General features: G+C 74.6%; 24 protein-coding genes and 2 tRNA genes. 9 read left to right on the forward strand and 17 right to left on the reverse strand.

The genetic code is table 11. The features are described 5' to 3' along the window. Positions 1-179: 179 nt before the first annotated feature. From AC1050_RS06475 to garR, 4 genes are all read right to left on the reverse strand, one after another. Complete coding sequence (locus AC1050_RS06475) at positions 180-389, reverse strand: chemotaxis protein CheW (RefSeq protein WP_482386538.1); 210 nt, start codon at positions 387-389, stop codon at positions 180-182. A gap of 112 nt (positions 390-501) precedes the next feature. Next, the gene (locus AC1050_RS06480) at positions 502-1,605 is read right to left on the reverse strand and encodes a glycerate kinase (RefSeq protein WP_482386539.1); all 1,104 of its coding nucleotides are present in this window, start codon (positions 1,603-1,605) and stop codon (positions 502-504) included. After that, positions 1,602-2,249 (reverse strand): bifunctional 4-hydroxy-2-oxoglutarate aldolase/2-dehydro-3-deoxy-phosphogluconate aldolase, encoded by a 648-nt coding sequence (locus AC1050_RS06485; RefSeq protein WP_482386540.1) that lies wholly within the window; start codon positions 2,247-2,249, stop codon positions 1,602-1,604. Before AC1050_RS06485 ends, AC1050_RS06480 begins: the two co-directional genes overlap by 4 nt. Then, the gene (gene garR, locus AC1050_RS06490) at positions 2,246-3,136 is read right to left on the reverse strand and encodes a 2-hydroxy-3-oxopropionate reductase (protein WP_482386541.1); all 891 of its coding nucleotides are present in this window, start codon (positions 3,134-3,136) and stop codon (positions 2,246-2,248) included. The genes AC1050_RS06485 and garR overlap by 4 nt, the downstream gene beginning before the upstream one ends. 192 nt (positions 3,137-3,328) lie before the next feature. Between garR and AC1050_RS06495 the strand changes: the two genes are divergently transcribed. Then, complete coding sequence (locus AC1050_RS06495) at positions 3,329-4,450, forward strand: L-talarate/galactarate dehydratase (RefSeq protein WP_482386542.1); 1,122 nt, start codon at positions 3,329-3,331, stop codon at positions 4,448-4,450. Then, positions 4,447-5,124, forward strand: a complete 678-nt coding sequence (locus tag AC1050_RS06500; protein ID WP_482386543.1) for a FadR/GntR family transcriptional regulator — start codon at positions 4,447-4,449, stop codon at positions 5,122-5,124. Before AC1050_RS06495 ends, AC1050_RS06500 begins: the two co-directional genes overlap by 4 nt. A 4-nt stretch (positions 5,125-5,128) precedes the next feature. Here the strand turns inward: AC1050_RS06500 and AC1050_RS06505 are convergent, their stop codons facing one another. The 5 genes from AC1050_RS06505 to AC1050_RS06525 are packed head-to-tail and all read right to left on the reverse strand — an operon-like array spanning position 5,129 to position 9,894. Continuing rightward, positions 5,129-6,403 (reverse strand): enolase C-terminal domain-like protein, encoded by a 1,275-nt coding sequence (locus tag AC1050_RS06505; RefSeq protein ID WP_482386544.1) that lies wholly within the window; start codon positions 6,401-6,403, stop codon positions 5,129-5,131. Then, positions 6,400-6,795, reverse strand: coding sequence for a universal stress protein (locus AC1050_RS06510; protein WP_482386545.1), 396 nt, complete (start codon positions 6,793-6,795; stop codon positions 6,400-6,402). Before AC1050_RS06510 ends, AC1050_RS06505 begins: the two co-directional genes overlap by 4 nt. Continuing rightward, positions 6,792-8,342, reverse strand: coding sequence for a tripartite tricarboxylate transporter permease (locus tag AC1050_RS06515; protein ID WP_482386546.1), 1,551 nt, complete (start codon positions 8,340-8,342; stop codon positions 6,792-6,794). Before AC1050_RS06515 ends, AC1050_RS06510 begins: the two co-directional genes overlap by 4 nt. Before the next feature lie 9 nt (positions 8,343-8,351). Then, entirely contained in the window at positions 8,352-8,891 is a 540-nt protein-coding gene (locus tag AC1050_RS06520; protein ID WP_482386547.1) for a tripartite tricarboxylate transporter TctB family protein, read from the reverse strand. 1 nt (position 8,892) lies between these two features. Then, positions 8,893-9,894 (reverse strand): tripartite tricarboxylate transporter substrate binding protein, encoded by a 1,002-nt coding sequence (locus tag AC1050_RS06525; RefSeq protein ID WP_482386548.1) that lies wholly within the window; start codon positions 9,892-9,894, stop codon positions 8,893-8,895. 117 nt (positions 9,895-10,011) lie between these two features. Between AC1050_RS06525 and AC1050_RS06530 the strand changes: the two genes are divergently transcribed. Both AC1050_RS06530 and AC1050_RS06535 read left to right on the forward strand, forming a co-directional pair. Next, positions 10,012-10,923, forward strand: coding sequence for a LysR family transcriptional regulator (locus tag AC1050_RS06530; protein ID WP_482386549.1), 912 nt, complete (start codon positions 10,012-10,014; stop codon positions 10,921-10,923). Between the two features lie 111 nt (positions 10,924-11,034). Next, on the forward strand, positions 11,035-12,357 hold the full coding sequence (locus tag AC1050_RS06535; protein WP_482386550.1) for an enolase C-terminal domain-like protein: 1,323 nt from the start codon (positions 11,035-11,037) through the stop codon (positions 12,355-12,357). 59 nt (positions 12,358-12,416) lie between these two features. Here the strand turns inward: AC1050_RS06535 and AC1050_RS06540 are convergent. The 3 genes from AC1050_RS06540 to AC1050_RS06550 form a co-directional block, all read right to left on the reverse strand. Beyond that, a tRNA-Met gene (locus AC1050_RS06540) sits at positions 12,417-12,490 on the reverse strand. Positions 12,491-12,657: 167 nt separating this feature from the next. Further along, a tRNA-Met gene (locus AC1050_RS06545) sits at positions 12,658-12,731 on the reverse strand. 241 nt (positions 12,732-12,972) lie between these two features. Beyond that, positions 12,973-16,011 (reverse strand): UPF0182 family membrane protein, encoded by a 3,039-nt coding sequence (locus AC1050_RS06550; protein ID WP_482386551.1) that lies wholly within the window; start codon positions 16,009-16,011, stop codon positions 12,973-12,975. A gap of 156 nt (positions 16,012-16,167) precedes the next feature. Here AC1050_RS06550 and AC1050_RS06555 point away from each other — a divergent pair, with 156 nt between their 5' ends. Further along, positions 16,168-16,764, forward strand: coding sequence for a PPA1309 family protein (locus tag AC1050_RS06555; protein WP_482386552.1), 597 nt, complete (start codon positions 16,168-16,170; stop codon positions 16,762-16,764). Positions 16,765-16,791: 27 nt separating this feature from the next. On the opposite strand, the gene AC1050_RS06560 is transcribed toward AC1050_RS06555, so the two are convergent. Continuing rightward, positions 16,792-17,940 (reverse strand): YlbL family protein, encoded by a 1,149-nt coding sequence (locus AC1050_RS06560; RefSeq protein WP_482386553.1) that lies wholly within the window; start codon positions 17,938-17,940, stop codon positions 16,792-16,794. A 175-nt stretch (positions 17,941-18,115) separates the two neighbouring features. Here AC1050_RS06560 and AC1050_RS06565 point away from each other — a divergent pair, with 175 nt between their 5' ends. After that, complete coding sequence (locus AC1050_RS06565) at positions 18,116-19,546, forward strand: zinc-dependent metalloprotease (protein ID WP_482386554.1); 1,431 nt, start codon at positions 18,116-18,118, stop codon at positions 19,544-19,546. Here AC1050_RS06565 and AC1050_RS06570 read toward each other — a convergent pair. Then, positions 19,543-20,055 carry a hypothetical protein gene (locus AC1050_RS06570; protein WP_482386555.1) on the reverse strand — a complete coding sequence of 171 codons (513 nt, stop codon included), beginning with the start codon at positions 20,053-20,055 and terminating at the stop codon, positions 19,543-19,545. The two genes, AC1050_RS06565 and AC1050_RS06570, sit on opposite strands and share 4 nt — an antisense overlap. Positions 20,056-20,569: 514 nt before the next feature. Between AC1050_RS06570 and AC1050_RS06575 the strand changes: the two genes are divergently transcribed. After that, positions 20,570-20,890, forward strand: coding sequence for a LysR family transcriptional regulator (locus AC1050_RS06575; protein WP_482386556.1), 321 nt, complete (start codon positions 20,570-20,572; stop codon positions 20,888-20,890). Positions 20,891-20,960: 70 nt separating this feature from the next. Here the strand turns inward: AC1050_RS06575 and AC1050_RS06580 are convergent, their stop codons facing one another. Further along, positions 20,961-21,569, reverse strand: a complete 609-nt coding sequence (locus tag AC1050_RS06580; RefSeq protein WP_482387250.1) for a YgjP-like metallopeptidase domain-containing protein — start codon at positions 21,567-21,569, stop codon at positions 20,961-20,963. A 202-nt stretch (positions 21,570-21,771) separates the two neighbouring features. Here AC1050_RS06580 and AC1050_RS06585 point away from each other — a divergent pair, with 202 nt between their 5' ends. Both AC1050_RS06585 and AC1050_RS06590 read left to right on the forward strand, forming a co-directional pair. Next, complete coding sequence (locus AC1050_RS06585; protein WP_454049548.1) at positions 21,772-21,930, forward strand: DUF5679 domain-containing protein; 159 nt, start codon at positions 21,772-21,774, stop codon at positions 21,928-21,930. A gap of 95 nt (positions 21,931-22,025) precedes the next feature. Then, on the forward strand, positions 22,026-23,042 hold the full coding sequence (locus AC1050_RS06590) for a ThiF family adenylyltransferase (RefSeq protein ID WP_482386557.1): 1,017 nt from the start codon (positions 22,026-22,028) through the stop codon (positions 23,040-23,042). Positions 23,043-23,105: 63 nt separating this feature from the next. On the opposite strand, the gene AC1050_RS06595 is transcribed toward AC1050_RS06590, so the two are convergent. Continuing rightward, on the reverse strand, positions 23,106-23,453 hold the full coding sequence (locus tag AC1050_RS06595) for a WhiB family transcriptional regulator (RefSeq protein ID WP_482386558.1): 348 nt from the start codon (positions 23,451-23,453) through the stop codon (positions 23,106-23,108). 140 nt (positions 23,454-23,593) lie between these two features. Continuing rightward, positions 23,594-23,797: a hypothetical protein gene (locus AC1050_RS06600; RefSeq protein WP_482386559.1), complete on the reverse strand. Its 204-nt coding sequence runs from the start codon at positions 23,795-23,797 to the stop codon at positions 23,594-23,596. Positions 23,798-23,808: the final 11 nt, after the last annotated feature.

Here is a 23,808-nt window from a genome sequence, read left to right on the forward strand (position 1 = left end):
GTCAGCGTCGGGGGCGACAGCAACACGACGCGGGCAGGGCGACGACGCGCCGGGCCGGGGTCGGTGCTGCAGTCACGCCCGTCAGGCTAGCAGCGCGAGCCCGCCGCCACCTGCGGTGGCGACGGGCTCGTCCCCCGGGTCGGCCGGCGACGGGCCGGCACCCGGCCGAGGCTCCTGCGTCAGGCGACCAGGCCCACCAGCGCGCCGAGCAGCGCCGTCACGGCGACGCCCAGCACCGTCCATCCCGCCATGCTGCCCGCGAGGTAGCCGGCGAACCGGCCGCGGCTGCCCGGCTCCCACCGCGGCGCGGGGTCGTCGTGCACGTGCGCCAGGACGGAGCGGACCGTCGGGCGGGACGCGGGACGCAGGGAGGTGCTGACGGCGGACATGGTGGCTCTCCTGGTGGGTGAGGTGCGGCACGGGCGTCGGGATCGCCGACGCCCACCAGCATGCCGTGCCCGGTCGCGCCGCCGCCTGGGCTCTTCGGCCCGGGTGTGCCGGTCAGAGCGACCGGGCGATCTCCCGGCCCACCGCGCGCAGCAGCGCCGGCGCCTCGGCGAGGCAGCGCGCCACGTCCGGCTCGCGCTCGACCAGCGTGTACGTCGCCGTGAACCCCAGGGCCCGCAACGCGTCCGGTGCGAGCGTCGTCCGCCCGGCCACGGCGACCGCCGGGACGCCTGCGGCGGCCGCGGCCCGGGCCACCCCGACCGGGGTCTTGCCGCCGGCGGACTGCTCGTCGAGCGACCCCTCCCCCGTCACCACCAGGCGCGCGCCCGCGAGCTGCTCGGCCAGCCCGACGATCTCGAGCACCACCTCGACCCCGGGCCGGACGCGCGCGCCGAGCGCCGCGAGCGCCGCGAAGCCGACCCCGCCGGCCGCGCCGGCGCCGGGAGCCGCCGCGGACGCCGGTCCGACCAGTGCGGCCCACCGGGCGAGGGCGTCCGCGAGCGCCTCGACCTGCCGGGCGTCGGCACCCTTCTGCGGGGCGAACACCGGCGCGGCACCCCGCCGGCCGAGCAGGGGGTGGTCGACGTCGGTCGCGACCACGACGTCCGCGTCCCGCAGCCGGGCGTCCAGCCGCGTCAGGTCGACGGCGTGCGTGCGGAGCGGGTGCCCCAGCCCTGCCGGGACCGGAGCGCCGTCGGCGTCGAGCAGGACCGCACCCAGGGCCTGGAGCATCCCGGCGCCGCCGTCGGTCGAGGCGCTGCCCCCCAGGCCCAGCACGATGCTGGTGCAGCCGGCGTCGAGGGCCGCCGCCACCAGCTGGCCCGTGCCGTAGGTCGTGGCGGTCGTCGGCGCGGGCCGCGAGCCCACCAGGGCGAGGCCCGAGGCGAGAGCCAGCTCGACCACCGCGGTCCGGTCCCGCACGGCGACCACCGCGTCCACCGGGTCGCCCAGCGGCCCGCGTACCCGCACCGGCAGCGCCCGGAAGCCCTGCCGGAGCGCCGCGTCCACCGTGCCCTCGCCGCCGTCCGCGACGGGCACCTCGACGACCGTCGTCCCCGGGGCCACGTCGAGCAGGCCGGCGCGCAGCGAGCGCGCGACCTGCTCGGCGGTGGCCGAGCCCTTGAACTTGTCCGGGGCGAGGACGACGGTGCCGGTCATCGGGCCGACGTCGCCGCCGTGGCCCGCCGCGCCCGCTCGGCCAGGGCGTCCAGGTCCCCGCCGGGCAGCAGGGCGTCCCCGAGCAGCGGGCCGCTGAGGCCGACCGCCGCGGCGCCGCGGTCCAGGTAGTCGTCGATCTCGTCGATGCCGACACCGCCGGTCGGCATCATGGGGATGTCGGGCAGCGGCGCCCGGAGCTGGTCCAGGTACTCCACGCCGCCGAGCGGCCCGATGGGCGACACCTTCACGGCCGGCACCCCGGTCTCCCACGCGTCCAGGATCTCCTTGGGCGTCAGCGCCCCGGGGATGAACGGGACACCCTCCGCCCGGGCCAGGTCGACCAGCCCGGGCCGCAGCACCTGGCTCACCAGGAAGTCGGCGCCGGCGTCGACCGCCTCGCGCACGTGCTGCTCGGTCCGGACGGTCCCCACCGCCAGCAGCAGGTCGTCGGGCAGCGCCCGGCGCACCTCGCGGGCGGCGTCCAGCGCACCCCGCGTGGTGAGCGTGAACTCCAGGCACCGGAAGCCCGCCTCCCACAGCACCTCCGACACGGCGACGAACCGGTCGGCGTCCGGCGCGCGCAGGATCGCCACCACCGGCCGCGGACCGAGCCGCGCGACCAGGTCCGACCCGGGGGCCGTCACGACCGGTCCCCGCCGACCCGCGCGCCGGCCAGCTCCTCGTAGTACTGCACCAGCCCGCTGTGGTCCTCGGCGCCGTGCCCGCCGGCGTCGAGCCGGTCCATCATCGCCAGCACCGACGTGGTCAGCGGCAGCGGCGCGTCCAGCTGCTCCCCGGTCTCCAGCGCGTTGCGCAGGTCCTTCGCGTGCAGCTCGATCCGGAAGCCCGGCGCGAAGTCCCGGCGCAGCATCATCGGCGCCTTCGCCTCCAGGACCGCGCTGCCCGCGAGGCCGCCGCGGATCGCGGCGACGACGGCCGCGGGGTCCACCCCCGCCCGCTCGGCGAGCACCAGCGCCTCGGACACCGCGGCGATGTTCGCGGCGACGACGACCTGGTTGGCGAGCTTGGCGGTGCTCCCCGCGCCGATGGGGCCGACCCGCACGACGGACGCGCCCAGCACCTCGAGCACCTCGCGGACGCGGTCGAACACCTGCTCGTCGCCGCCGACCATGATCGACAGCGTGCCGTCGACGGCCTTGGGCTCGCCGCCGCTGACCGGCGCGTCCAGCACCGGCACGCCGACGGCGGCGAGGCCGTCGTGCACCTCGCGGGCCGCGGTCGGCGCGATGGAGCTCATGTCGACGTGCACCAGCCCCTCGTGGGCGCCGGCGGCGATGCCGTCGTCGCCGAGGGCGACCTGCAGCACCTCGGGCCCGTTCGGCAGCATCGTGAGGACCAGATCCACCTGGCCGGCGATGTCGCGCGGGCCGTCCGCGAGCGTCGCGCCGGCGTCGGCGAGCTGTCCCGCCGCGCCGCTGTGCCGGCTGACCACGACGTCGTGGCCCGCGCGGACGAGGTTGAGGGCCATGGGCTTGCCCATGATGCCGAGGCCGATGAATCCGATGCGCATGACCATCCGGTCCTTCCCGGGTTCCGCTGGATCTGTCGACCGTAGGAGCCGTCGGTCATGCGCGTCCAAGCCCAAGAACGCATGGACTCATGCGTGGGCGGTATCGCGGATCGCTCGACCGGGCGGCAACTCGTCATATAAGTTCACCACTCATCGGACAACCTGACTGACGCCGACGTCGAGGAGCAACCCATGACCGCCGACCGGATCCGCCGGCTGACCCTGTCCCACGTGGTGCTGCCGCTCGACCAGCCGGTCAGCGACGCCAAGGTGCTGACCGGCCGGCAGCAGCCGCTGACCGAGACCGTGCTGCTGTTCGTCGAGGTCCTGAGCGAGCAGGGCCACCGGGGTACCGGGTTCAGCTACTCCAAGCGCGCGGGCGGGCCGGCGCAGTACCGGCACCTGGCCGAGATCGCCGAGGTCGCGATCGGGCAGGACCCGTCCGACATCGAGCGGATCTACGACTCGCTGCTGTGGGCGGGCGCCTCGGTCGGCCGGTCCGGCGTGGCCACGCAGGCGATCGCGGCGCTCGACGTCGCGCTGTGGGACCTCAAGGCCCGCCGCGCGGACCTGCCGCTGGCCAGGCTGCTCGGCGCGCGCCGCGACTCCTGCCGGGTCTACAACACCTCCGGCGGGTTCCTGCAGGCGTCGCTCGACGAGGTGAAGGAGCGGGCGACGCAGTCGCTCGAGGCCGGCATCGGCGGGATCAAGATCAAGGTCGGCCAGCCCGACTGGGCCGAGGACCTGCGCCGGGTGTCCGCCCTGCGCGAGCACCTCGGCGACGCGCCGCTGATGGTCGACGCCAACCAGCAGTGGGACCGGCCGCGCGCCCGCCGGATGTGCCGCGCTCTGGAGGAGCACGACCTGGTCTGGATCGAGGAGCCCCTGGACGCCTGGGACGCCGTGGGGCACGCCGACCTGTCCCGGACCGTCGACACCCCGATCGCCACCGGCGAGATGCTCACCTCCGTCCCGGAGCACCTGGCCCTGCTGGACGCCGGCTACCGCGGCATCGTGCAGCCGGACGCACCGCGGATCGGCGGGATCACGCCGTTCCTGCGGTTCGCGACCCTCGCGTCGCAGGCCGGGCTGGCGCTGGCCCCGCACTACGCGATGGAGATCCACCTGCACCTCGCCGCGGCCTACCCGACCGAGCCGTGGGTGGAGCACTTCGAGTGGCTGGACCCGCTGTTCGAGGAGCGGATGGAGATCCGGGACGGCCGGATGTGGCTGTCGGACCGCCCCGGGCTCGGGTTCACGCTCAGCGACCGCATGCGCGCGCTCACCCGCGAGACCGCTACCGTCGGCCGGTGACCACCACGCTCGCGCAGGTCGTCGTCGACGGCGTGAAGGCACGGATCCTCGACGGCTCGCTGCCGCCCGGCTCCCGGCTGCCGTCCGAGGCGGAGCTGATCGCCGCGCACGGCGTGTCCCGCACCGTGGTCCGGGAGGCGGTCACGCGGCTGCGCGGCGAGGGGCTGGTCGAGACGTTCCAGGGCCGCGGCTCGTTCGTGCTCGCGGTGCCGGAGCCGACGCCGTTCGCCATCGAGGCGGCGGCCGTCCGCAGCCAGGCGGACGTGCTGGCGATGATCGACTTCCGGCTGGGCGTCGAGACCGAGGCCGCGGCCCTGGCCGCCGCGCACCGGACGCCCGCGGCCGCCGACGCCGTGCGGGACGCCCTGGCGGCGTTCGCGGCGGCCGGCCCGGACGAGGCGGTGGAGGCCGACTTCGCCTTCCACCGCGCCGTCGCCGCGGCCAGCGGGAACCGGTTCTACCTCGACCTGGTCGACTCCCTCGGGCCGATGATGATCATGCTGCCGCGGACGCGCCTGCGGGACGAGTACTCGCTCACCGACACCGCGCACGTCGAGCGGGTGCGGCGCGAGCACGCGGGGATCGCCGAGGCCGTGCTGGCGGGCGACCCCGAGACGGCGCGCGCCGCGATGCGGGTGCACCTGGGCGGGACGCGGAGCCGGCTGCGTTCCTGAGCCCTCACCACCGCGCCGTGTTCGGGGTGAACGCGGGGTCCACGGTCCGCATGTAGACCGTGTCCTCGCGCCGCCGCACGCCGCAGGTCCGGTACTGCTCGTGCAGCACGGCGAGCATCTCGCGGTCCAGCTCGACCCCCAGCCCGGGGCCGGTCGGCACCGCCACCGCGCCGTCCTCGAACGCCAGCACGCCCGGCGCGACCAGGTCCTGCGTCTTCCACGGGTAGTGCGTGTCGCAGGCGTAGGTGAGGTCCGGGGTCGCCGCGGCCAGGTGCACCATCGCCGCCAGGGACACGCCGAGGTGCGAGTTGCTGTGCATCGACAGGCCCAGCCCGAAGGTGCCCGCGATCCCGCCCAGCAGCGCGGACGCGCGCAGCCCGCCCCACAGGTGGTGGTCGGACAGCACCACCTGCACCGCGCCGGCCGCGACCGCCGGCGGCAGGTGCTCGAACGCGATGACGCACATGTTGGTCGCCAGGGGCAGCGCCGTGCGGGCGGCCACGTGCGCCATGCCGTCGATGCCCGGCGTCGGGTCCTCCAGGTACTCGACGACGTCCGCGAGCCGCTCGGCCACGCGGACCGACGTCTCCGGCGTCCACGCGCCGTTCGGGTCCAGCCGCAGCGGCAGGCCGGGGAACGCGTCCCGGAGGGCCTCCATCGCGGCGCACTCGTCGTCCGGGGGGAGCACGCCGCCCTTGAGCTTGAGCGAGCCGAACCCCCAGCCGTCGACCATCCGGTGGGCCTGGGCGACGATCCCGTCCGGGTCGAGCGCGGCGCCCCAGTCGTCGTCGGGCTCCCCGGGGTGCCCCGCCCACTTGAAGAACAGGTACCCGCTGAACGGCACCCGGTCCCGGACGGCGCCGCCGAGCAGGTCGCTGACCGGCCGCCCCGTGGCGCGGCCGACCAGGTCCAGGCACGCCACCTCGAACGGGGACTCCACCGTCGGCACCGCCGACGTGACGTCGAGCATCCCGCCGAACGACGCGCCGCCCCCGCCGGTCTCCCGGCCGAGCACGTCGGTCACCAGCCGGTGCAGGCCGTGCGCGTCCCAGGGGTCGTGACCGGGCAGCGCCGCCGCGACCGCCTCGAGCCGGGCCAGGTGCACCTCGTCGGCGTAGGTCTCCCCCAGGCCGACCAGGCCGTCGTCGGTGTGCACCTCCACGACCGCGCGCAGCGCCCACGGCTGGTGCACGCCGACGACGTTGAGCAGCGGCGGGTCGCGGAACGCGACCGGGGTGACGACGACGCGGCTGACCCGCCCGGCACTCCCAGCCGTCACGCGGGGACCTTGACGGCCAGCACCGGGACGCTCGCCTCCAGCAGGATCCGCTGCGCGTCGCTGCCGAGCACGAGCTTGCCCACGGGAGACCGCCGGCGCAGGCCGATGACGATCATCCGGGCGCCGGTCTCGCGCACCAGGTCCTCGAAGGCGTCGAGCATGTCGCGGCCGTGCGTGGGCTGCTCGAGCCGGGCGGGGACGCCGGCCGCCGCGGCGCGGTCGACCAGCGCGCGGGCGGTGTCGTCGTCCACCTGGTCGGCGTCGACGGTGGCGCCGCGCCGCGCGCTGTTGACGATCACCACGTCCTCGCCGTGCACCGCGGCCTCGGCCAGTGCGGCGTCCAGCGCCGCCTCGCCGACGGGGGTGGGGATGTAGCCGATCAGGAGAGTCATCGGTCCGCCTTTCCGGAGGGGGTACGGGTGTCCTGCGCGGTCGGGTCGGCGGCGGGGGCGCGGGACGCGGCCCGGCGCCCGCGCAGCAGCTTCACGGCCGGCCAGAGCGCGACCAGCACGAACACGACCAGCAGCGTCCCGGAGATGGGCCGGGTGAAGAACCCGGTGGGGTCGCCGTCGAAGATCAGCAGCGAACGCCGCACGCTGGACTCGACGATCGAGCCGAGCACGAACGCCAGCACCATCGGCCCCGGCTCGAACCCGAGCTTCTTCATCAGGTAGCCGACGACCCCGAACGCGATCATCACGAAGATGTCGAAGGTGGAGTTGTTGATCGTGTAGACGCCCAGGATCGTGATGAGCGCCGTGATCGGGGCCAGGATCGCCGGCCGCACCCGCAGCACCCGGACGAAGATGCCGACCAGCGGGATGCTGAGCACCAGCAGGATCAGGTTGCCGATGTACATCGAGTTGATGACGCCCCAGAACAGGTCGGGGTTCTCGTCCACCAGCTGCGGCCCCGGGCTGATGCCGAGGATCAGGAGCGCGCCGAACAGCATCGCCATCGACGCGTTGGCCGGGATGCCGATGGTCAGCAGCGGGATGAACGACGACGTCGCCGCCGCGTTGTTCGCGGTCTCCGGCGCCGCCACGCCCTGCAGCGCGCCCCGGCCGAACCGCTCCGGGTGCTTGCTGATCCGCTTCTCGGTCGCGTACGCGGCCAGCGACGCCATCACGGCACCGCCGCCGGGCAGCACGCCCAGCACGAAGCCGATCAGCGAACCGCGGCCGATCGACCCGGAGGACTCCCTCAGCTCCTTCCGGGACGGCCAGACGTTGGCCACGGCGGCGGGCACGTGCGGCTTGCCGTGCCGCTCCTCGAGGTTGTAAAGGATCTCCCCCACCCCGAACAGGCCCATCGCCACGATCACGAAGTCGATGCCGTCCGACAGCTGCAGCGAGTCGAACGTGAACCGCTCGGCACCGCTGAACGAGTCCCGGCCGATGGTGGCGAGCAGCAGCCCGATCGCCGCCGAGATCATCGCCTTGACCATGCCGCCGTTGCCGATGGAGGCGACCAGCAGCACGCCGAGCAGCGCCAGGGCGGCGTACTCCGGCGGGCCGAAGTCGAGCGCCCACTCGGCGACCAGGGGCGCGAGCAGCGTCAGGCCGATGATCGACACGGTGGCGCCGATGAACGAGCCGATCGCCGAGATGCCGAGTGCGGTGCCGGCGCGACCCTGCTTGGCGAGCGCGAACCCGTCGAAGACCGTCACCACGGACGACGCCTCGCCGGGCAGGCGCAGCAGCACCGAGGTGATGGTGCCGCCGTACTGCGCGCCGTAGTAGATGCCGGCCAGCATGATGATCGCCGAGACCGGGTCGATCGTGTAGGTGATCGGCAGCAGGATCGCGATGGTGGCCGCCGGGCCGAGGCCCGGCAGGACGCCGATGAGCATGCCGATCAGCACGCCGACCAGGCAGTAGAGCAGGTTGGCGGGCTGGGTGACGAGCGCGAAGCCGTCGACGAAGGCGGAGAGGTCCACGTCGGCTCCTCAGAACAGGTGGGGCAGCGGCACGCGCAGCCCGTAGATGAAGAGGGCGTAGAAGGCCGCGACGGTGCCGACCGAGACCAGCACGGTGCTGCGCCACGACTCGCCGCCCAGCAGCCGGAGCCAGATCGCGCACAGCAGCAGCGACGGGATCTCGAACCCGATCACGGGCATCAGGGCCCCGAGCCCGACGAACGTCGCGATGCCCGCGGCCGGGATCAGGCTGGACCGCGAGAACCGCTCGGTGTCCGTCGCACCGCGGCCGCCGACCAGCAGCGCCGCGCCGAGGACGACGACCACCACGCTGATCACGAACGGCCACAGCCCGGGCCCCGGGCGGTCCAGCGACCCCAGGCCGTACCCGAGCGCCAGGACGGCGCCGAGGCCGCCGACCGCGATCGTCACCACCGCGCCGGCTACCTGGTACGCCGGCCCGCCCGCGGGTGGGCGCTCCTCGGCCAGGTCGCGGGCGACCTCCTCCTGGAGCTCGGCGAGGACGTCGGTGCCGTCGCTCTCGGCTCCGGGGGCGCGCTGCTCGCTCATGTCAGCTGTCGCCACCCAGGTCGATGCCGTACTCCTCGACCAGGTCGGCGTACCGCTGCTTGTCCTCCTCCAGCTGCGTGACGACCTCGTCACCGGGGATCTCCATCGGCGTCAGGCTGTTCTGCTCGTTGAACGACTGGTACTCCTCCGTCCCGAAGGTCTCCTCCAGGCCCTCGACCAGCCGGTCCTTCACGTCGTCGGGCGTGCCCTTCGGCACCGTGAGGAACCGGTACTGCGCGACCTCGACGTCCAGGCCCTGCTCCTGCGCGGTCGGCACGTCCGGCAGGTACGCGATCCGCTCCGGCGAGAACACCGTCAGCGGCACGAGCTTGCCGGACTCGATGTTCTCCACCGCCTCCCCGACCTGCAGGCACGCCGTGTCGACCTGGCCGCCGAGCACGGCGGTCAGCGCCGGCGCACCGCCGTCGAACGGCACGGCCTCGCCCTCGACCCCGGCGCTGCCGAGCAGCAGCGCGCAGGACACCTGCGCGCCGGTGCCGACGCCCGTGGTGCCGTAGGTGACCGTCTCGGTCGCGGCCTGCACGGCCTCGAGGTCGGCGTACTTCCCGCCGGCGGTCACCATGACGTAGTCGTCGCGGGAGATGCCGTGCACGACGTCGAAGTCGTCGATGCTCGTCACCTCGTCCTCGCTGACGGCGAGCGGCGTGATCGCGAACAGCGAGGCGTTCTGGATCGCGATCGTCGACCCGTCGGGTTCCGCGGAGGCGACCTCCGCCGCCGCGATCGCGCCGTTGGCGCCCTCGCGGTTGATGACGGGGAACGTGCCACCGAGGGCGTCCGCGAGGCCCTGCGAGACGGCGCGGCTGATCAGGTCCGAGGAGCCGCCGGCCGAGGCGCCGACCAGCATCTCGACGGTTCCGCTCGGGTACTCCTCGGTCTCTCCCCCGCCCCCTCCGGTCGAGGTGGAGACCCCGTCGCACGCGGTGAGGGCCAGGGCCGCCGCCCCGGCGACGAGGGCGAGGCGTGTGGTGTGGTGGCGCATCGTTGCACTCCTTGTCCAGGACGCTGTGACCTATGACACTAGGCACGGCCACGATGCCCGTCCAAGCCCCGTTGGGCATGGACTGATCCACATCGTGCATCGTCGATCGGAGAGCCCGTGATCACCCTCGAGCAGGTCCGCTCGTTCGTCGCCGTCGCCGAGGAGCTGCACTTCGGCCGCGCCGCCGAACGGCTCCGGATGACCCAGCCGCCGCTGTCCCGGCAGATCCAGAAGCTGGAGCGGTCGGTGGGCGCGCTGCTGCTCGAGCGGGACAACCGCCGGGTCGCGCTGACGGCTGCCGGAGCCGCCTTCCTCGAGGAGGCGTACCGGATGCTCGCCCTGGTCGAGTCCGCCGGCGTCCGGACCCGGCGGATCGACGCGGGCGCCGCCGGCGTCGTCCGGCTCGGGTTCACCGCGGTGTCCGCGATCGCCGTGCTCGGCCCGCTGCTGCGCCGGCTGACCGCCGAGCTGCCCGACGTCGACGTGCTGCTCTCCGAGCGGGTGACGATGGCGCAGGTCGAGGGCATCCGGCGCCGCGAGCTGGACCTGGGCCTCGCGCGGCCGCCGTTCGACACCACCCTGCTGTCCTCGCGAGTGGTGCTGCGCGAGCCCCTCGTCGCGGTGCTGCCCGAGGCGCACCCGCTCGCCGCCCTGGACCGGCCCCTGGCGCCGGACGACTTCGAGGGGCAGCCCGTCATCGGCTACCACCCGCAGCAGTCCCGCTACTTCCACGAGCTGCTGGTGCGGTTCCTCGCGAACGCCCACCCGCGGATCGAGCAGTCGGTGCACCAGGTGCTCACCGCCATGCTCCTGGTCGCCGCCGAGCAGGGCGTGGCGCTGGTGCCGGCGTCGGCGACCTCGCTGCAGGTCGGCGGGGTGGTGTTCCGGCCGCTGGTGCAGCACGGCGGCGACACCCGCCTCGACGCCGACCCGGAGCGACCGGTCGAGCTGCACGCCATCTGGTCCCGGGAGCACGTGACGCCGGTCCTGCGCCGGGTGCTGGACGTGGTGGCGTCGGTGACGCCGTGAGGCTCCGGTGATGCCCCGGGAGCATCGCGGGATGCGGGATCGGGCTTGGACAGGCATCGCCGCCCGTCCGTACGGTCGAGGGCACTCCGCCGACGACGAGGGGCTGCTGGCATGAGCGTCACGATCACGCGGGTCGAGGTGGTGCCGGTGGCCGGCCGCGACTCGATGCTGCTCAACCTGAGCGGCGCGCACGCGCCGTACTTCACCCGGAACATCGCCGTCGTCACGGACAGCGACGGCCGTGAGGGGGTCGGGGAGGTCCCCGGCGGCGAGGGCATCCGGTCGACGATCGCCGACGCCGCCGACCTGCTGGTCGGGCAACCCGTCGCCCGCTACCGGTCGCTGCTCCGCGAGGTCGCCGCCCGGTTCGCCGCCCGCGACGCCGGCGGCCGGGGCCTGCAGACCTTCGACCTGCGGACCACCGTGCACGCCGTGACCGCCCTGGAGTCGGCCCTGCTCGACCTCGCCGGCCAGGAGCAGGGCGTCCCCGTCGCCGAGCTGCTCGGCGACGGGCAGCAGCGCACCTCGGTGCCCGTGCTCGGCTACCTGTTCTACGTCGGCGACCCCGACCGCACGCCCCTGCCCTACCTGCGTGAGCCCGACGGGGCGTCCGACTGGGAGCGGGTGCGGCGCGAGGAGGCACTCACGCCCGACGCCGTCGTCCGGCTCGCCGAGGCCGCGCAGGCCCGGTACGGGTTCCAGGACTTCAAGCTCAAGGGCGGGGTGCTGGCCGGCGAGGAGGAGGTCGCCGCCGTCACCGCGCTGCACGAGCGGTTCCCCGCCGCGCGCATCACGCTCGACCCGAACGGCGGCTGGCTGCTGGCCGACGCCGTCCGGCTGCTGCGCGACACCGGCGACGTGCTCGCGTACGCCGAGGACCCGTGCGGCGCCGAGGGCGGTTTCTCCGGCCGCGAGGTGATGGCGGAGTTCAAGCGCGCCACCGGGTTGCGCACGGCCACCAACATGATCGCCACCGACTGGCGGCAGATGGCGCACGCGATCCGGACCGACGCCGTCGACATCCCGCTCGCCGACCCGCACTTCTGGACGATGGCGGGGTCGGTGCGCGTCGCCCAGCTGTGCGCCGACTTCGGCCTGACGTGGGGCTCGCACTCGAACAACCACTTCGACGTGTCGCTGGCGATGTTCACGCACGTCGGCGCCGCCGCACCGGGCGCGATCACGGCGCTCGACACGCACTGGATCTGGCAGGACGGCCAGGAGCTCACCACGGCGCCGCTGCAGATCGTCGACGGCGCCGTCGCCGTGCCGACCACGCCCGGGCTGGGCGTCGCGCTGGACCGGGACCGGGTGGCTGCCGCGCACGCGCTGTATCTCGAGCACGGCCTGGGGGCGCGGGACGACGCCGTCGCGATGCAGCACCTGGTGCCGGGGTGGGCGTTCGATCCGAAGCGGCCGTGCCTGGTGCGGTGATCCCGCGGTCCGGGACGACGAAGGCCCGGACCTGGTGGTCCGGGCCGTCGTCTTCTGCGTAGCGGGGACAGGATTTGAACCTGCGACCTCTGGGTTATGAGCCCAGCGAGCTACCGAGCTGCTCCACCCCGCGTCGGTAGCCACCACCTTACGCGAGGACGGCGCCAGGTTCCTACCCGCCGGGCTGCGACGAGGGCCACACACCGGCGGTCCGTGCGTGGCGGCGGGCGGCAGGCGCGAACGACGAAGGCCCGGACCGTGTGGTCCGGGCCTTCGTCACCGATCTGCATCGGCGTTGAGTAGCGGGGGCAGGATTTGAACCTGCGACCTCTGGGTTATGAGCCCAGCGAGCTACCGAGCTGCTCCACCCCGCGTCGGTGATCACCACGTTACGCCAGGGTGTCCACGAGGTCCAAATCGACCCGAGGTGCCCTCGGTCACAGCCCGCGCCCGCCCGCTCCCGTCGCCGAGGTCGAGGGGTTGTCGGACGCGCCGCTCCGGAGACCCTCGACCTCGCGCCGAACCCTCGACCTCGCCGGAGGCCCTCGACCGGGACGGCCGCGGGCCGGGGCCCCGGTGAGGGGTCCCGGCCCGCGGCCGTCGTGCGGTCGGAGCTCAGCCGCCGGAGCCGTTGAGCTCCTGGTCAGCCGCCAGCGCGTCGTCGAGCGCCCGCTGCAGCCGCTCCTGCGCCTCGCCGTAGGCGGCGAAGTCACCGTCGGCCAGGGCCTGCTGCCCGTCCGCGATCGCCTGGTTCGCGGCGTCGAGCGCCTGGGTCAGGCGGGTCGCGGCGTCGGCGGAGCCACCGGCGTCGGCACCCTCGGTGGGCTCCGGCGCGGGGGTGGCCGGCGTGGTGGTGCCGTCGCCGACGTCGCCGGTACCGGCGTCGCCCGAGGTGTCGGGCGGCTCGATCTCGTTGCCCGCGTCGCCCGCGGCGGTGCCGTCGTCGCCGCCGAACACCTGGTCGAGCGCCTCGTCCAGGGTGCTCGCGAACCCGATCTCGTCACCGAAGGACACGAGCACCCGCTGCAGCAGCGGGAACTGCGTGCCGCTGGCGGCCTGGACGTAGACGGGCTGCACGTACAGCAGACCGCCGCCGACCGGGAGCGTGAGCAGGTTGCCGCGGATGACCTGGGAGTCACCGCGCGCCAGGATGTTCAGCTCGTTGGACACGTCCGGGTTCGACGAGAAGTTGTTGTTCATCTGGTTCGGACCCGGGACCGTCGAGTCACGGGGCAGCTCCAGCAGGCGCATCTTGCCGTAGCCCTCCGCGGGCTCCCCCGCGGCCGACCCGGCCTCCGCGTCCACCGCGATGTACCCGGTGAGCACGTCCCGCGCGTTCCCGCCCGCCGGCACGTAGGTCGACATCAGCGAGAACGTCGCCTCCTCCTGCGTCGGCATCTCGAGCGTCAGGTAGTACGGCGGCTGCGCGACCTCCTGGCCCGACGCCGTCGGGTCGTTGGGGGTCCGCCACGCGTCGTTGCCGGAGAAGAACTGCCCCGGGTCGGTCACGTGGTAGGTGCCGAGCAGGGTCCGCTGCACCTTGAACAGGTCCTCGGGGTAGCGGATGTGGCTCATCAGCTCGCTGCTGATCTCCGAGACCGGCGCCAGCGAGGTGTCGAACACCTCGCTCCACGCCTGGAGGACGGGGTCCTGCTCGTCCCACGCGTAGAGGGTGACGCTGCCGTCGTACGCGTCGACGGTCGCCTTCACGGAGTTCCGGATGTAGTTGACCTTCTCCGGCTGCAGGGCCGCGATCGTGGTCGAGGTCTCCGTCAGCGAGTCCACGGTGGCGTCCTCGAGGGACTGCGCCGCGGCGTACGGGTACTGGTTCGACGTGGTGTAGCCGTCGACGATCCACTTGACCCGCCCGTCGACCACGGCCGGGTACACGCGGCCGTCGAGCGTCAGGTACGGGGCGACCTTCTGCACGCGGTCGACCGGGTCGCGGTCGTAGAGGATCTGCGACTCGGACGTCACGCGGTCGGAGAACAGGATCTGCTCGGAGCCGAACTTGATCGAGTAGAGCAGCTTGTGCCAGAAGCTCCCGATCTCCGGGCCGGCCGAGACGTCGGACGTGGGGAACGAGGTGTTCACCGCGCCGCCGGACTCGTCGTCCGGGTAGTCGAGCTCCCACTCCTGGCCGTCGGGCGACCCGACGATGGAGTAGGTCGGCGAGCTCTGGCCGAAGTAGATCCGCGGCTCGTACTCGCCCATCTCACCGGTGGACGGGATGCCGCCCTGCCAGAACTCCGGCGCGCCGGAGGAGGTCGTCGTGTTGCCGTAGGCGGCGACGACGCCGAAGCCGTGCGTGTACACGGTGGTGTCGTTGGTCCAGTTGCGGCGCTGGGCGTCCAGACCCTCCAGGTCGAGCTCGCGCACCGCGATCACGGTGTCGCGGCTCTCCTCCGCCACGTCGTACCGGTCGACGGACAGCGTGTCGGGGAACGAGTAGAACCCGCGGATCTGCTCGAGCTGCCGGAACGAGTCGGACACGACCTGCGGGTCGAGCAGGCGGATCGACGCGGTGGTCTCCGCGTCCTCGCGCAGCGCGCCCGGCTCGGCGGTGACGTTCGCGTTGTAGTCCGAGGTCTCGACGTCCTCGAGGTCGTACGCGGCGAGCGTCGCGTCGATGTTCCGCTGGATGAACTCGGACTCGGCGTCCTGCTGGTTCGGGTTCACCTGGAACCGCTGGACGACCGCCGGGTAGATGCCGCCGATCACGATCGCGCTGACGATCATCAGGCCGACGCCGATCGCCGGGAGCCGCCAGGTGCCGCGCACGGCGGTGACGACGAACATGACGGCGACCAGCAGGGCCACGCCCGCGAGGATGCTCTTGGACGGGATGACCGCGTTGACGTCGGTGTAGGACGCGCCGGCGAACCGGTCGCCCTCCTGCGTCAGGATCGAGTAGCGGTCCAGGAAGTAGTTGGCGGCGATGAGCACCATGAGCACCGCGGCGATCACCGAGAGGTGCACGCGGGCGGCCTTGGTCATCCGGGGCGTGCCGCCGGTCCCGCCGATCCGGAACCCGCCGTACAGGTAGTGCGTGGCCACGGCGGCGATGCCGGACAGCACGACGACGGCCATGAGGAAGCTGACCACGAAGCGCATGCCGGGCAGCTCGAACATGTAGAACGACAGGTCGATGTTCCACTGCGGGTCGCTCTGGCCGACCTCGGTGCTGTGCAGCCACAGCTGGATCGCGCTCCACTGCTGCGACGCGGCGATGCCCGCGAACAGCCCGAGCACGGCGGGGCCGGCGATCAGCACGACGCGGCGCAGCGGCTCGATGGCCTCGCGGTAGGAGTCGAGGCTGACCTGCTCCTGGTTGGACGGCGCGTAGACCGGCCGGGTGCGGTACCCGACGGCCAGGCTGGTGAACACGGCGCCGCCCATGAGCAGCAGGCCGGCGAGGAAGAGGGCGCCGCGCGTCAGCCACTGGGTCCACAGGACCTGCGAGTAGCCGAGCTGGTCGAACCAGAGGACCTCGGTCCAGAACTGGGCGAGCACGAGCACGGCGACCACGACCAGCGCGAGCACCACGACGGTGATCGCGATCGGGCTGGGGCGACGTCGGCCCGCGGCTCCGCGGGGTGGCCGGGGCGGTCGCGGCCCCCGGGGCTGTCGGGCGGACGGATTGGCGAAGGTCACGGCCTGGAGGTCCTCGTCGTCGGGTACGGGTCACGCTGCACGCGTCGGGAACGCACACCCGACGCACACGCTGGTCACAACGCGCCAGGAGACGCCCAGGTTCCCACACCCCGCGGGCCGTGAGCGGTCGTCCCCAGCACCTGCGTGGGTGCGAGGATGGCGGGCGTGACGCAGAACCCGCAGACCCCCGGCCCCACCGACGACCAGGCCCCCGCCCGCACCGCCGCCCAGCGTGCGCTCGCGGACGCGGTGGTGGAGATCGAGCGGCACGTCGCCACCGGCGGCTGGGACGGCCCGGTGCGGGTGTTCGCGCTGGTCCGGACGCAGGCTGCCCTCGCGGCCGAGCCCGCGCTGGCGGACCAGCTGCCCGCCGACGTCCTCGCGACCGCGGCGGCGGACCCGGACCACCTGACCTCGATCGAGCAGGAGGGCCTGCCCTCGAGCGACGACCTGGAGGGCCTGCTCGGCGCGATGGGCTGGCCCGAGGGCGTGCACGGCGCCGCGCTGACGGTCGAGCGGATCATCCTGCCGCCCGAGGCCGAGGAGGGGCTGCCCGAGGACGCCGACGCCGCCCTCGCCGCGCTGCTCGCCCACCCCGAGCGCCAGGACGTCCGGATCGCCGTCGGCGTGCTGCGCGACGGCACCTCGTGGTGCGCCGTGCGCCAGCGGTCGGCCGACCGCGACGAGGCCGTGGGCCAGGGCCCCGACGTCGTGCCCGGCCTGGTCGAGGGGCTCCGGGCGACCTTCGCCTGAGCCCGCGCGGCGCGGCTGCGACGCGGCTCAGGCCGCGGCGTCGGCCGTGCAGGTCGGCAGGTCCGCCGCGTCGCCGGCGCCGATGGCCTCGACGGCCTCGCGCGCCTCGTGCAGCGTCTCGACCCGCACCACCCGCAGCCCGTCCGGGACGTGGTCGACCACCTCGGCGCAGTTGTCGGCCGGGGCGAGGAACCAGTCCGCCCCGTCCCGCAGCGCGCCGGCCATCTTCTGCCGGATGCCGCCGATCGGGCCGACGGCCCCGTTGAGGTCCATCGTGCCCGTGCCGGCGATGACCTCGCCGTTCGCCTCGTCCTCGGGGGTCAGCTTGTCGATGATCCCGAGCGCGAACATGGTGCCCGCGCTGGAGCCGCCGATCTGGTCGATGCGGATCGACACGTCCACCGGCGGGTCGAACGACGGGTCGATGTACACGCCGAGCTGGCTGCCGTCACCGTCGTCGCGCGCCCCGGTGACCACCTCGAGGTCCAGGTCCTCGCCGTCCCGCTGCACGCCGAGCGTGACGGTGCTGCCCGGCTCGGTGCCGGCCAGCAGGTCGATCAGCTGGCCGTACGAGGTGAGCTCCGTGCCCTCGTAGGACACCAGCACGTCGCCGGGCTCGACGACGCCGACCGCGCCCGAGCCCTCGACCGCGTCGTGCACCGTGAGCGTGACCGGCACGGTGTACCCGAGCTCCTCGAGGGCGGCGACGGCGGCGTTCTCCTGCGAGGAGACCATCTGGGCCTCGTTCTGCTCGTCGAGCTGCTCCTGCGTCGTGCCCTGCGGGAACACCGACTCGACCGGCAGCACCAGGCGCGAGCCGCTGACCCAGCCGGCCAGCACGCCGAGCACGCTCGACGGGTACCCCGGGCCGCCGGTGGACGACACCGTGGTCAGCCGGAGCTCGCCGGTCGAGTCGTACGTCTCGGCGCCGTCGATGCTGATGAGCGCCTCGTCGTCGTGCGAGCCGAGCGTGTCCAGGGTCGGGCCCGGGGAGTTCACGGCGTACGGCACCGGCATCAGGAGCAGCAGCACGAGCAGCGCGGCGGTCAGCAGCATGCCGCCGGACAGCAGCGCCGCGCGGCGCGTCACGGGCTCGGAGCGGGGCGCGGCGTCCTCGTCGGACGGGGTCGCGGGGTCCGACGGGGCGTCCGCGGGCAGGTCGGGCTGGGCGTGCACCGGACGATCATGCCCCACCGGTGGCGTCCGCGGCCGGTGCGAGGGGGCGGACGCGTGAAGGTCCGGTGCAGGGACCTGCGCCTCCCTGCGCCCTCAGCGAACCGGCCGACCCGGTCCTGCTCCGCCGCAGGGGGCTGTGGTTACGGTGGCACCACGACGAGCCCCGGGAGCACCCATGAGCACTGACGACCCGCGCCAGCCCGAGCCCACCGGCGGCTCCGCCTGGGAGCAGATGCTGCGCCAGATGTTCGGAGCCGACGCGGACGAGGCGCTGCGGCAGATGCGCGAGCAGGGCCTGGACCCGGCCGAGATGGCCAAGGCGTCCGGGCTGCCCGACGACCCGGCGCTCATGAACCAGGTGATCGCCCAGGTGCAGCGGATGCTGTCCTCCGGCGGCGACGGGCCCGTCAACTGGGACGTCGCGCACGACATGGCGCGCCAGGTGGCCGTCGCCGGCGGCGACCCGACGCTGAGCCCCGCCGAGGCGCGGCTGGCCACCGAGGCGCTGGGCGTCGCCGAGCTCTGGCTGGACGCCGCGACCGACCTGCCGCCCGCGGGCGGTCACGTCCGCGCCCTGTCCCGCTCCGAGTGGGTCGAGCGCACGCTGCCGACCTGGCGGGCCCTCACCGAGCCGGTCGCGACCTCGATGTCCACGGCGCTGGCCGCGACGCTGGCCGACCAGCTGCCCGAGGGCACCGGGCTGCCGCCCGGCCTCGGCGCGCCCGGCCTGGACCCGGCGACGATGATGCGGCAGCTCGGCGCCCTGGTGTTCGGCATGCAGGTCGGCCAGGCTGCGGGGTCGCTGTCCCGCGAGGTGTTCGGGCTGACCGACGTCGGCCTGCCCCTGGTCGCGGAGCCGTCCACCGCGCTGGTCCCGGGCAACGTCGCCGCGTTCGCCGACGGCCTGGACGTCCCGCTCGAGGAGGTGCGGCTGTTCCTCGCGCTCCGCGAGGCCGCGCACGCCCGCCTGTTCACGCACGTCACCTGGTTGCGCGGGCACCTGCTGGCGGCCGTCGACGCCTACGCGCGCGGCATCACCATCGACGTCGAGAGCCTGGAGGAGTCGGTCCGGTCCATCGACCCGACGGACCCCAGCGCGCTGCAGGGGGCGCTGTCCTCCGGCGTCTTCGCGCCGCAGACCACCCCGGAGCAGCGGGCGGTCCTCGCGCGGCTCGAGACCGCGCTCGCGCTGGTGGAGGGCTGGGTGGACGAGGTCGTGGCCACCGCGGCGCTCCCCCACCTGCCGCACAGCGTGGCGCTGCGCGAGATGATCCGCCGCCGCCGCGCCGCGGGCGGACCCGCCGAGCAGACGTTCGCGACCCTCGTGGGCCTGGAGCTGCGGCCGCGCCGGTCCCGGGACGCCGCGGCGCTCTGGGCGAAGATCGCGCGGGAGCAGGGCCCCGAGGCGCGCGACGCCGTCTGGGACCACCCCGACCTGCTGCCCACCGCCGAGGACCTCGACGACCCCGCCGGCTACGGCACGCGGCGCGCGGCGGCGGAGGGCGAGCACGCGGACCTGGACAAGGCGCTGGCGGAGATCCTCGGCGAGGACCACGACGCCCCGGAGGCACCCGGGGACGAGCCGGAGGACGGCGGCCCGCGCTAGTCCCTCCCCGCCGGCACCGGCCGTCCCAGGAGCTGCTCCAGCCGTCGCCGCACCGCCTCGGCCTCCTCCTCCGAGGCGAGCACGACGACGCACGTCCGTCCGACGGCGGGCTGGATCCGCACGGCGGGTCCGGCCCGGTTGACGAGGGCGAGCACGCCACCACGCGCGAGGCGGAGCCCCCAGCCGCCGTACCCGAGGGGGTGCGCCCGGGCGAGCATCTGCACCGCGACCACCTCGCCGGCGCCGATCCGCCGGGTGAGGAACGGCCGGAACCGGAGCACGATCCCGGCCCGCTCCACCACGACCCAGTGGCGCATCGTCGCGGTCAGGACGACGGCCGCGCCCGACACGGCGACCGCGAGCGCGGCCGCCCAGGGCGGCATGTCGCCGGCCGAGGCGGCCAGCGCGGCGGCGACCCCGGAGGCGGCGAGGACCACCACGAGGAGGCCCCGGACCGGGAGGGCGAGCGGGATCCTGGTCGTGGTGAGCTCGGTCCTGGTCAGGTCCATCGTCGGGTACCGCCTTTCATGATCGGGGGGACGGGGTCGGGGTGCGGCACGCGCCGCTCGGCCCGCGGGAGCACCGCCCCGGCCGGCAGCGTCGCCGGCCGGCACCGCGCGAAGGTGCGCAGCAGCACGCTCGCTGGGGTGGTGCGGAGCGCCCCGCCCGCGGGCGCCGCGACGACGGCGCCGGGGAGGACCGAGCCGACGGGGAGCGCGAGCGGGGTCGAGGCGGAGCGCGACGCCCTCACCTCGCTGCCGGATGCATGAGGACGACCCTTCGTGAGACGTCGTCGTCACCGAGGGGCTGGCCGGGTCTCACGGGCAGCGGGCCGCGTGAGCTCCGTCCCGGCCCGTCGGCGTTCGACAGACGATCGGGAAACGGATGCAGCGGCTGACAACCAGAGTCGGAGGTCCCAGGCGGAGGCACAACCCCGTTCGGGATGTCCGAAGGGGGGCTGGTCGAGGCACGGCGCGCTGGGCAGACTGGCGGCACCGCTCACGCTCCGACCGGGAGGGCGCCGTGTACGTCGAGCTCACCCACCTCGAGACGTTCGTCGCCGTCGTCAGGCACGGGTCGATGACGACGGCGTCCGCGGAGCTGCCGTGCGCGGTCAGCACCGTGAGCGCGCACGTCGCGCACCTCGAGCGCCGCCTCGACGCCCGGCTGCTGCAGCGCGGGCTCGAGGGCTGCACCCCCACCCCCGCCGGGGCCCGGGTCGCGGAACGGGCCGTGGAGCTCCTGGCCCTGCACGCGCAGCCGCTCGCCGAGACCAGGGCCGGGACCGGCGGTGACGTGCCGCGACCCCGCCTCCCGGAGGACGTGCCGGTGCAGGACGGGTGATCGGCTCCGCCCGGCTCGCCGCACACCCTGCGCCCGCGTGCCACCGCCGACGGGCCGGCGCGGACGCGCCTCAGGCCTCGCCGGCGTCCACGTCGTCAGCCGCCTGCTCGGCGCCGGCGCCGTCCACCGGGTCGCCCGGCGCGCGCTCGGCGAAGGAGTAGCCCTCGAGGAACCCGCGCGCCCGCTCGGTGCGCGGGTACGCCTCCAGCTCCGCCCAGAAGTCCGGCCCGTGCCCGGCGTGCAGCAGGTGGTTCAGCTCGTGCAGCAGCACGTAGTCGGTCACCCACGACGGCATGCCGCGCAGCCGGTCGGAGATGCGGATGCTGCCCTCGCCGACGGAGCACGAGCCCCAGCGCCGGCCCTGGTTCGCGGACCACCGCACGCTCGACGGCACCGCGCGGCCGCCGAGGTACCGGGTGGACAGCTCGGTGGCCCGGCGGACCAGCTGGTCGTCGGACGGCCGGCGCCGCTGCTCCTGGTTCGCCAGCCGGTCGAGCATCCGGCGCACCCACTCGCGCTCCTGCGCGCGGGTGAAACCCGCCGGGATCGCGACGACCGTGCGACCGTCCTCGCGGAACGCCGTGACGGTCCGGGACCGGCGCCGCGACCGGCGCACCTCGACCGGGCCGAGCCGCGGGTCGCCCGACCGGTCGCCGGTCGGGGGCGCGGTCGCGGGCACGTCGGAGCCCGCCGGGTCGACCGGCGTGCGCGGGTGCTCCCTCGACGGCTGCACGCGAGCACGGTAGCGGTTCGGGGCCGTGATCACGGCGAACTCCCCCGGTGACGTGCGGGCGGAACCCTCCCCGGGCGGGCGATCAGCGTGGATACTGGCCCGGGCGCCGGGAAGCGGCGCCATCCGTTGCGAGCTGAGGAGACCCCCCATGGCCGAGACCTACGCCGGCGAGTTCTACTGCGTGAAGTGCAAGGAGAAGCGCCAGGCCGAGGGTGACGTCGTCGTCTCCGAGTCCGGGCGCCGGATGGCCAAGGCCGTCTGCCCCGTCTGCAGCACCAAGCTGAACCGCATCCTCGGCAAGGCCTGACGAACCCGTCCTGTGGACGGCCGCGGGCGGACCCGCCCGGCGTGCCACCGTGGTCGGTGACCGGGTGGTCGTCGACGGGACGGGGTGGGACGCGCATGCAGCTCAGGCAGGGACTGCGCGTCGTCCGGCGTGCGCCGGACGAGGTCCAGGTCGGCACCGACCCCCGCTGGGCGGTCCGCGTCCGCGGCCTCGCGCCGGAGCAGGCCGACCGGCTGGTCGAGGCCGGTGACCGCGCGCTCGACGGGCTGCCGCCGGCGGTGCTGGCCGGTCTCGCGACCGCCGGGCTGCTGCGGCCGCGCCGTGCCCGCCCGCCCCGCGTCCGGGCGGGGCACCTCCCCGAGGTGCTCGCCCACGGGCTGACCCGGCTGGACGGCGACGGCGTCGGTCTCCTGCGCCGCCGGGCCCGGGCGACGGTGGCCGTCACCGGCCTCGACCGGGTCGGTGCCACGATCGCGAGCACGCTCGCGGGGTCGGGCGTCGGGACCCTGGAGCTCGCGGACCCCGCCCCGGTGCGCCCCGCGGACGTCGGCGGCGTCCTGACGCCGGCCGACGTCGGGTCGGCGCGGGTCGCGGCCGTCGGCGCCGCGCTGGAGCGGCTCGCCCCGCACGTCCGCGTGCGGGAGCGCGGCAGCTCGGGGACCACGGCGGACGTCGCCGTGACCGTGGCCCGGGACGCCGCCGACCCCGCCGTCGCGCTGGCGCTGCTCGGGACGGACGTGCCGCACCTGCCCGTCGTGACGCGGGAGGCGGATGCGCTCGTGGGACCGTTCGCGGTCCCGGTCGTACCGGGCGGGGCGCCGGCTCCGTGTCTGCGGTGCGTCGACCTGCACCGGGCCGAGGCCGACCCGGCGTGGCCCGTCGTGCTCGCCGAGCTGCTGGCGACGCAGCGCCGGCCGCGGCGCCGCGACGGACGGACCGGGTCGTCGGGCCCGCCGGCCGCGCTGGCCGCCGTCACCGGCGGGCTCGCGAGCGCCGAGGTGCTCGCGCACCTGGACGGCGGCCTGCCCCGCACGCGCGGGGCGCAGTACGAGATCGCGGTGCCGGAGGTCGAGCCGCGGCTGCGGCCGTGGGCGGCGCACCCCGAGTGCGGGTGCGCCGCCCTGACCGGCTGAGACGGGCGGTGCCGTGGCGGTGCCGTGGCGGCCGGCCCTCCCCGGACCGCCCGGCCCCTCCGGTCAGGCGACCGGGCCGGCGTCCTTGCGGGGCCGTCCGCGACCGCGCTTGACCGCGACCACCTGACCACCGACGAACACCTCGCCGCCCCACACGCCCCACGGCTCCTCGCGCTCGACGGCGCCGGCGAGGCAGCCCTCGAGGAGCGGGCAGGAGCGGCAGAGCGTCTTGGCGCGCTCGACGTCCGCCGTGCGCTCGGCGAACCAGAGCTCGGGGTCGTTCGAGCGGCAGGGGATGAGGCCGGCGACGAGCGCGTCGAACTGCACGTCTGCGACGGTGGCGGCCTCGGCAGGCGGCCAGGGACCGGATCCACCCTGGTCGATCGTGTCGAGCAGCGTCGTGAGCCGCACGATGTCCTCCTGATGACTTGCGGGTTGAGCGAGGTGGCGGTGGATCCGCTGCTCGCCCACTCCCGGCCACCAAGGGACGGAGAATGAGAAAGACCGCGGGATCCGGTGGACTCCGCGGCCTGGTGAGATCGGTCATCGACTCAGATGACCGGTCCCCCTGGGAGGGAGTCGGGAGCGATCCAGAGATCGCGCTTGCGCAGCCGGAGACCGGTGCCGCCGAGGCCGGAGACGATCCCGGTGCCGTGGACGGCAGAGGGCGCAGTGGTCCCCTGGTACACGCCGGCGGTGGGTGCGATGAACGGCAGCGCGATCACGCTCAGCACGTTCGTCATGAACTTCTTCACAGCACCCACCT

Source organism: Cellulomonas sp. NEAU-ZC6 (assembly GCF_056844425.1).

What these genes read in the sequence shown, in the direction of transcription:
- AC1050_RS06585 (WP_454049548.1), top strand. Translation starts at nt 21,772, where the DNA reads ATGGCCGAGACCTACGCCGGCGAGTTCTACTGCGTGAAGTGCAAGGAG.
- AC1050_RS06495 (WP_482386542.1), top strand. Translation starts at nt 3,329, where the DNA reads ATGACCGCCGACCGGATCCGCCGGCTGACCCTGTCCCACGTGGTGCTG.
- AC1050_RS06525 (WP_482386548.1), bottom strand. Translation starts at nt 9,894, where the DNA reads ATGCGCCACCACACCACACGCCTCGCCCTCGTCGCCGGGGCGGCGGCC.
- AC1050_RS06565 (WP_482386554.1), top strand. Translation starts at nt 18,116, where the DNA reads ATGAGCACTGACGACCCGCGCCAGCCCGAGCCCACCGGCGGCTCCGCC.
- AC1050_RS06510 (WP_482386545.1), bottom strand. Translation starts at nt 6,795, where the DNA reads ATGACTCTCCTGATCGGCTACATCCCCACCCCCGTCGGCGAGGCGGCG.
- garR (WP_482386541.1), bottom strand. Translation starts at nt 3,136, where the DNA reads ATGCGCATCGGATTCATCGGCCTCGGCATCATGGGCAAGCCCATGGCC.
- AC1050_RS06480 (WP_482386539.1), bottom strand. Translation starts at nt 1,605, where the DNA reads ATGACCGGCACCGTCGTCCTCGCCCCGGACAAGTTCAAGGGCTCGGCC.
- AC1050_RS06535 (WP_482386550.1), top strand. Translation starts at nt 11,035, where the DNA reads ATGAGCGTCACGATCACGCGGGTCGAGGTGGTGCCGGTGGCCGGCCGC.
- AC1050_RS06475 (WP_482386538.1), bottom strand. Translation starts at nt 389, where the DNA reads ATGTCCGCCGTCAGCACCTCCCTGCGTCCCGCGTCCCGCCCGACGGTC.
- AC1050_RS06590 (WP_482386557.1), top strand. Translation starts at nt 22,026, where the DNA reads ATGCAGCTCAGGCAGGGACTGCGCGTCGTCCGGCGTGCGCCGGACGAG.
- AC1050_RS06555 (WP_482386552.1), top strand. Translation starts at nt 16,168, where the DNA reads ATGGCGGGCGTGACGCAGAACCCGCAGACCCCCGGCCCCACCGACGAC.
- AC1050_RS06570 (WP_482386555.1), bottom strand. Translation starts at nt 20,055, where the DNA reads ATGGACCTGACCAGGACCGAGCTCACCACGACCAGGATCCCGCTCGCC.
- AC1050_RS06520 (WP_482386547.1), bottom strand. Translation starts at nt 8,891, where the DNA reads ATGAGCGAGCAGCGCGCCCCCGGAGCCGAGAGCGACGGCACCGACGTC.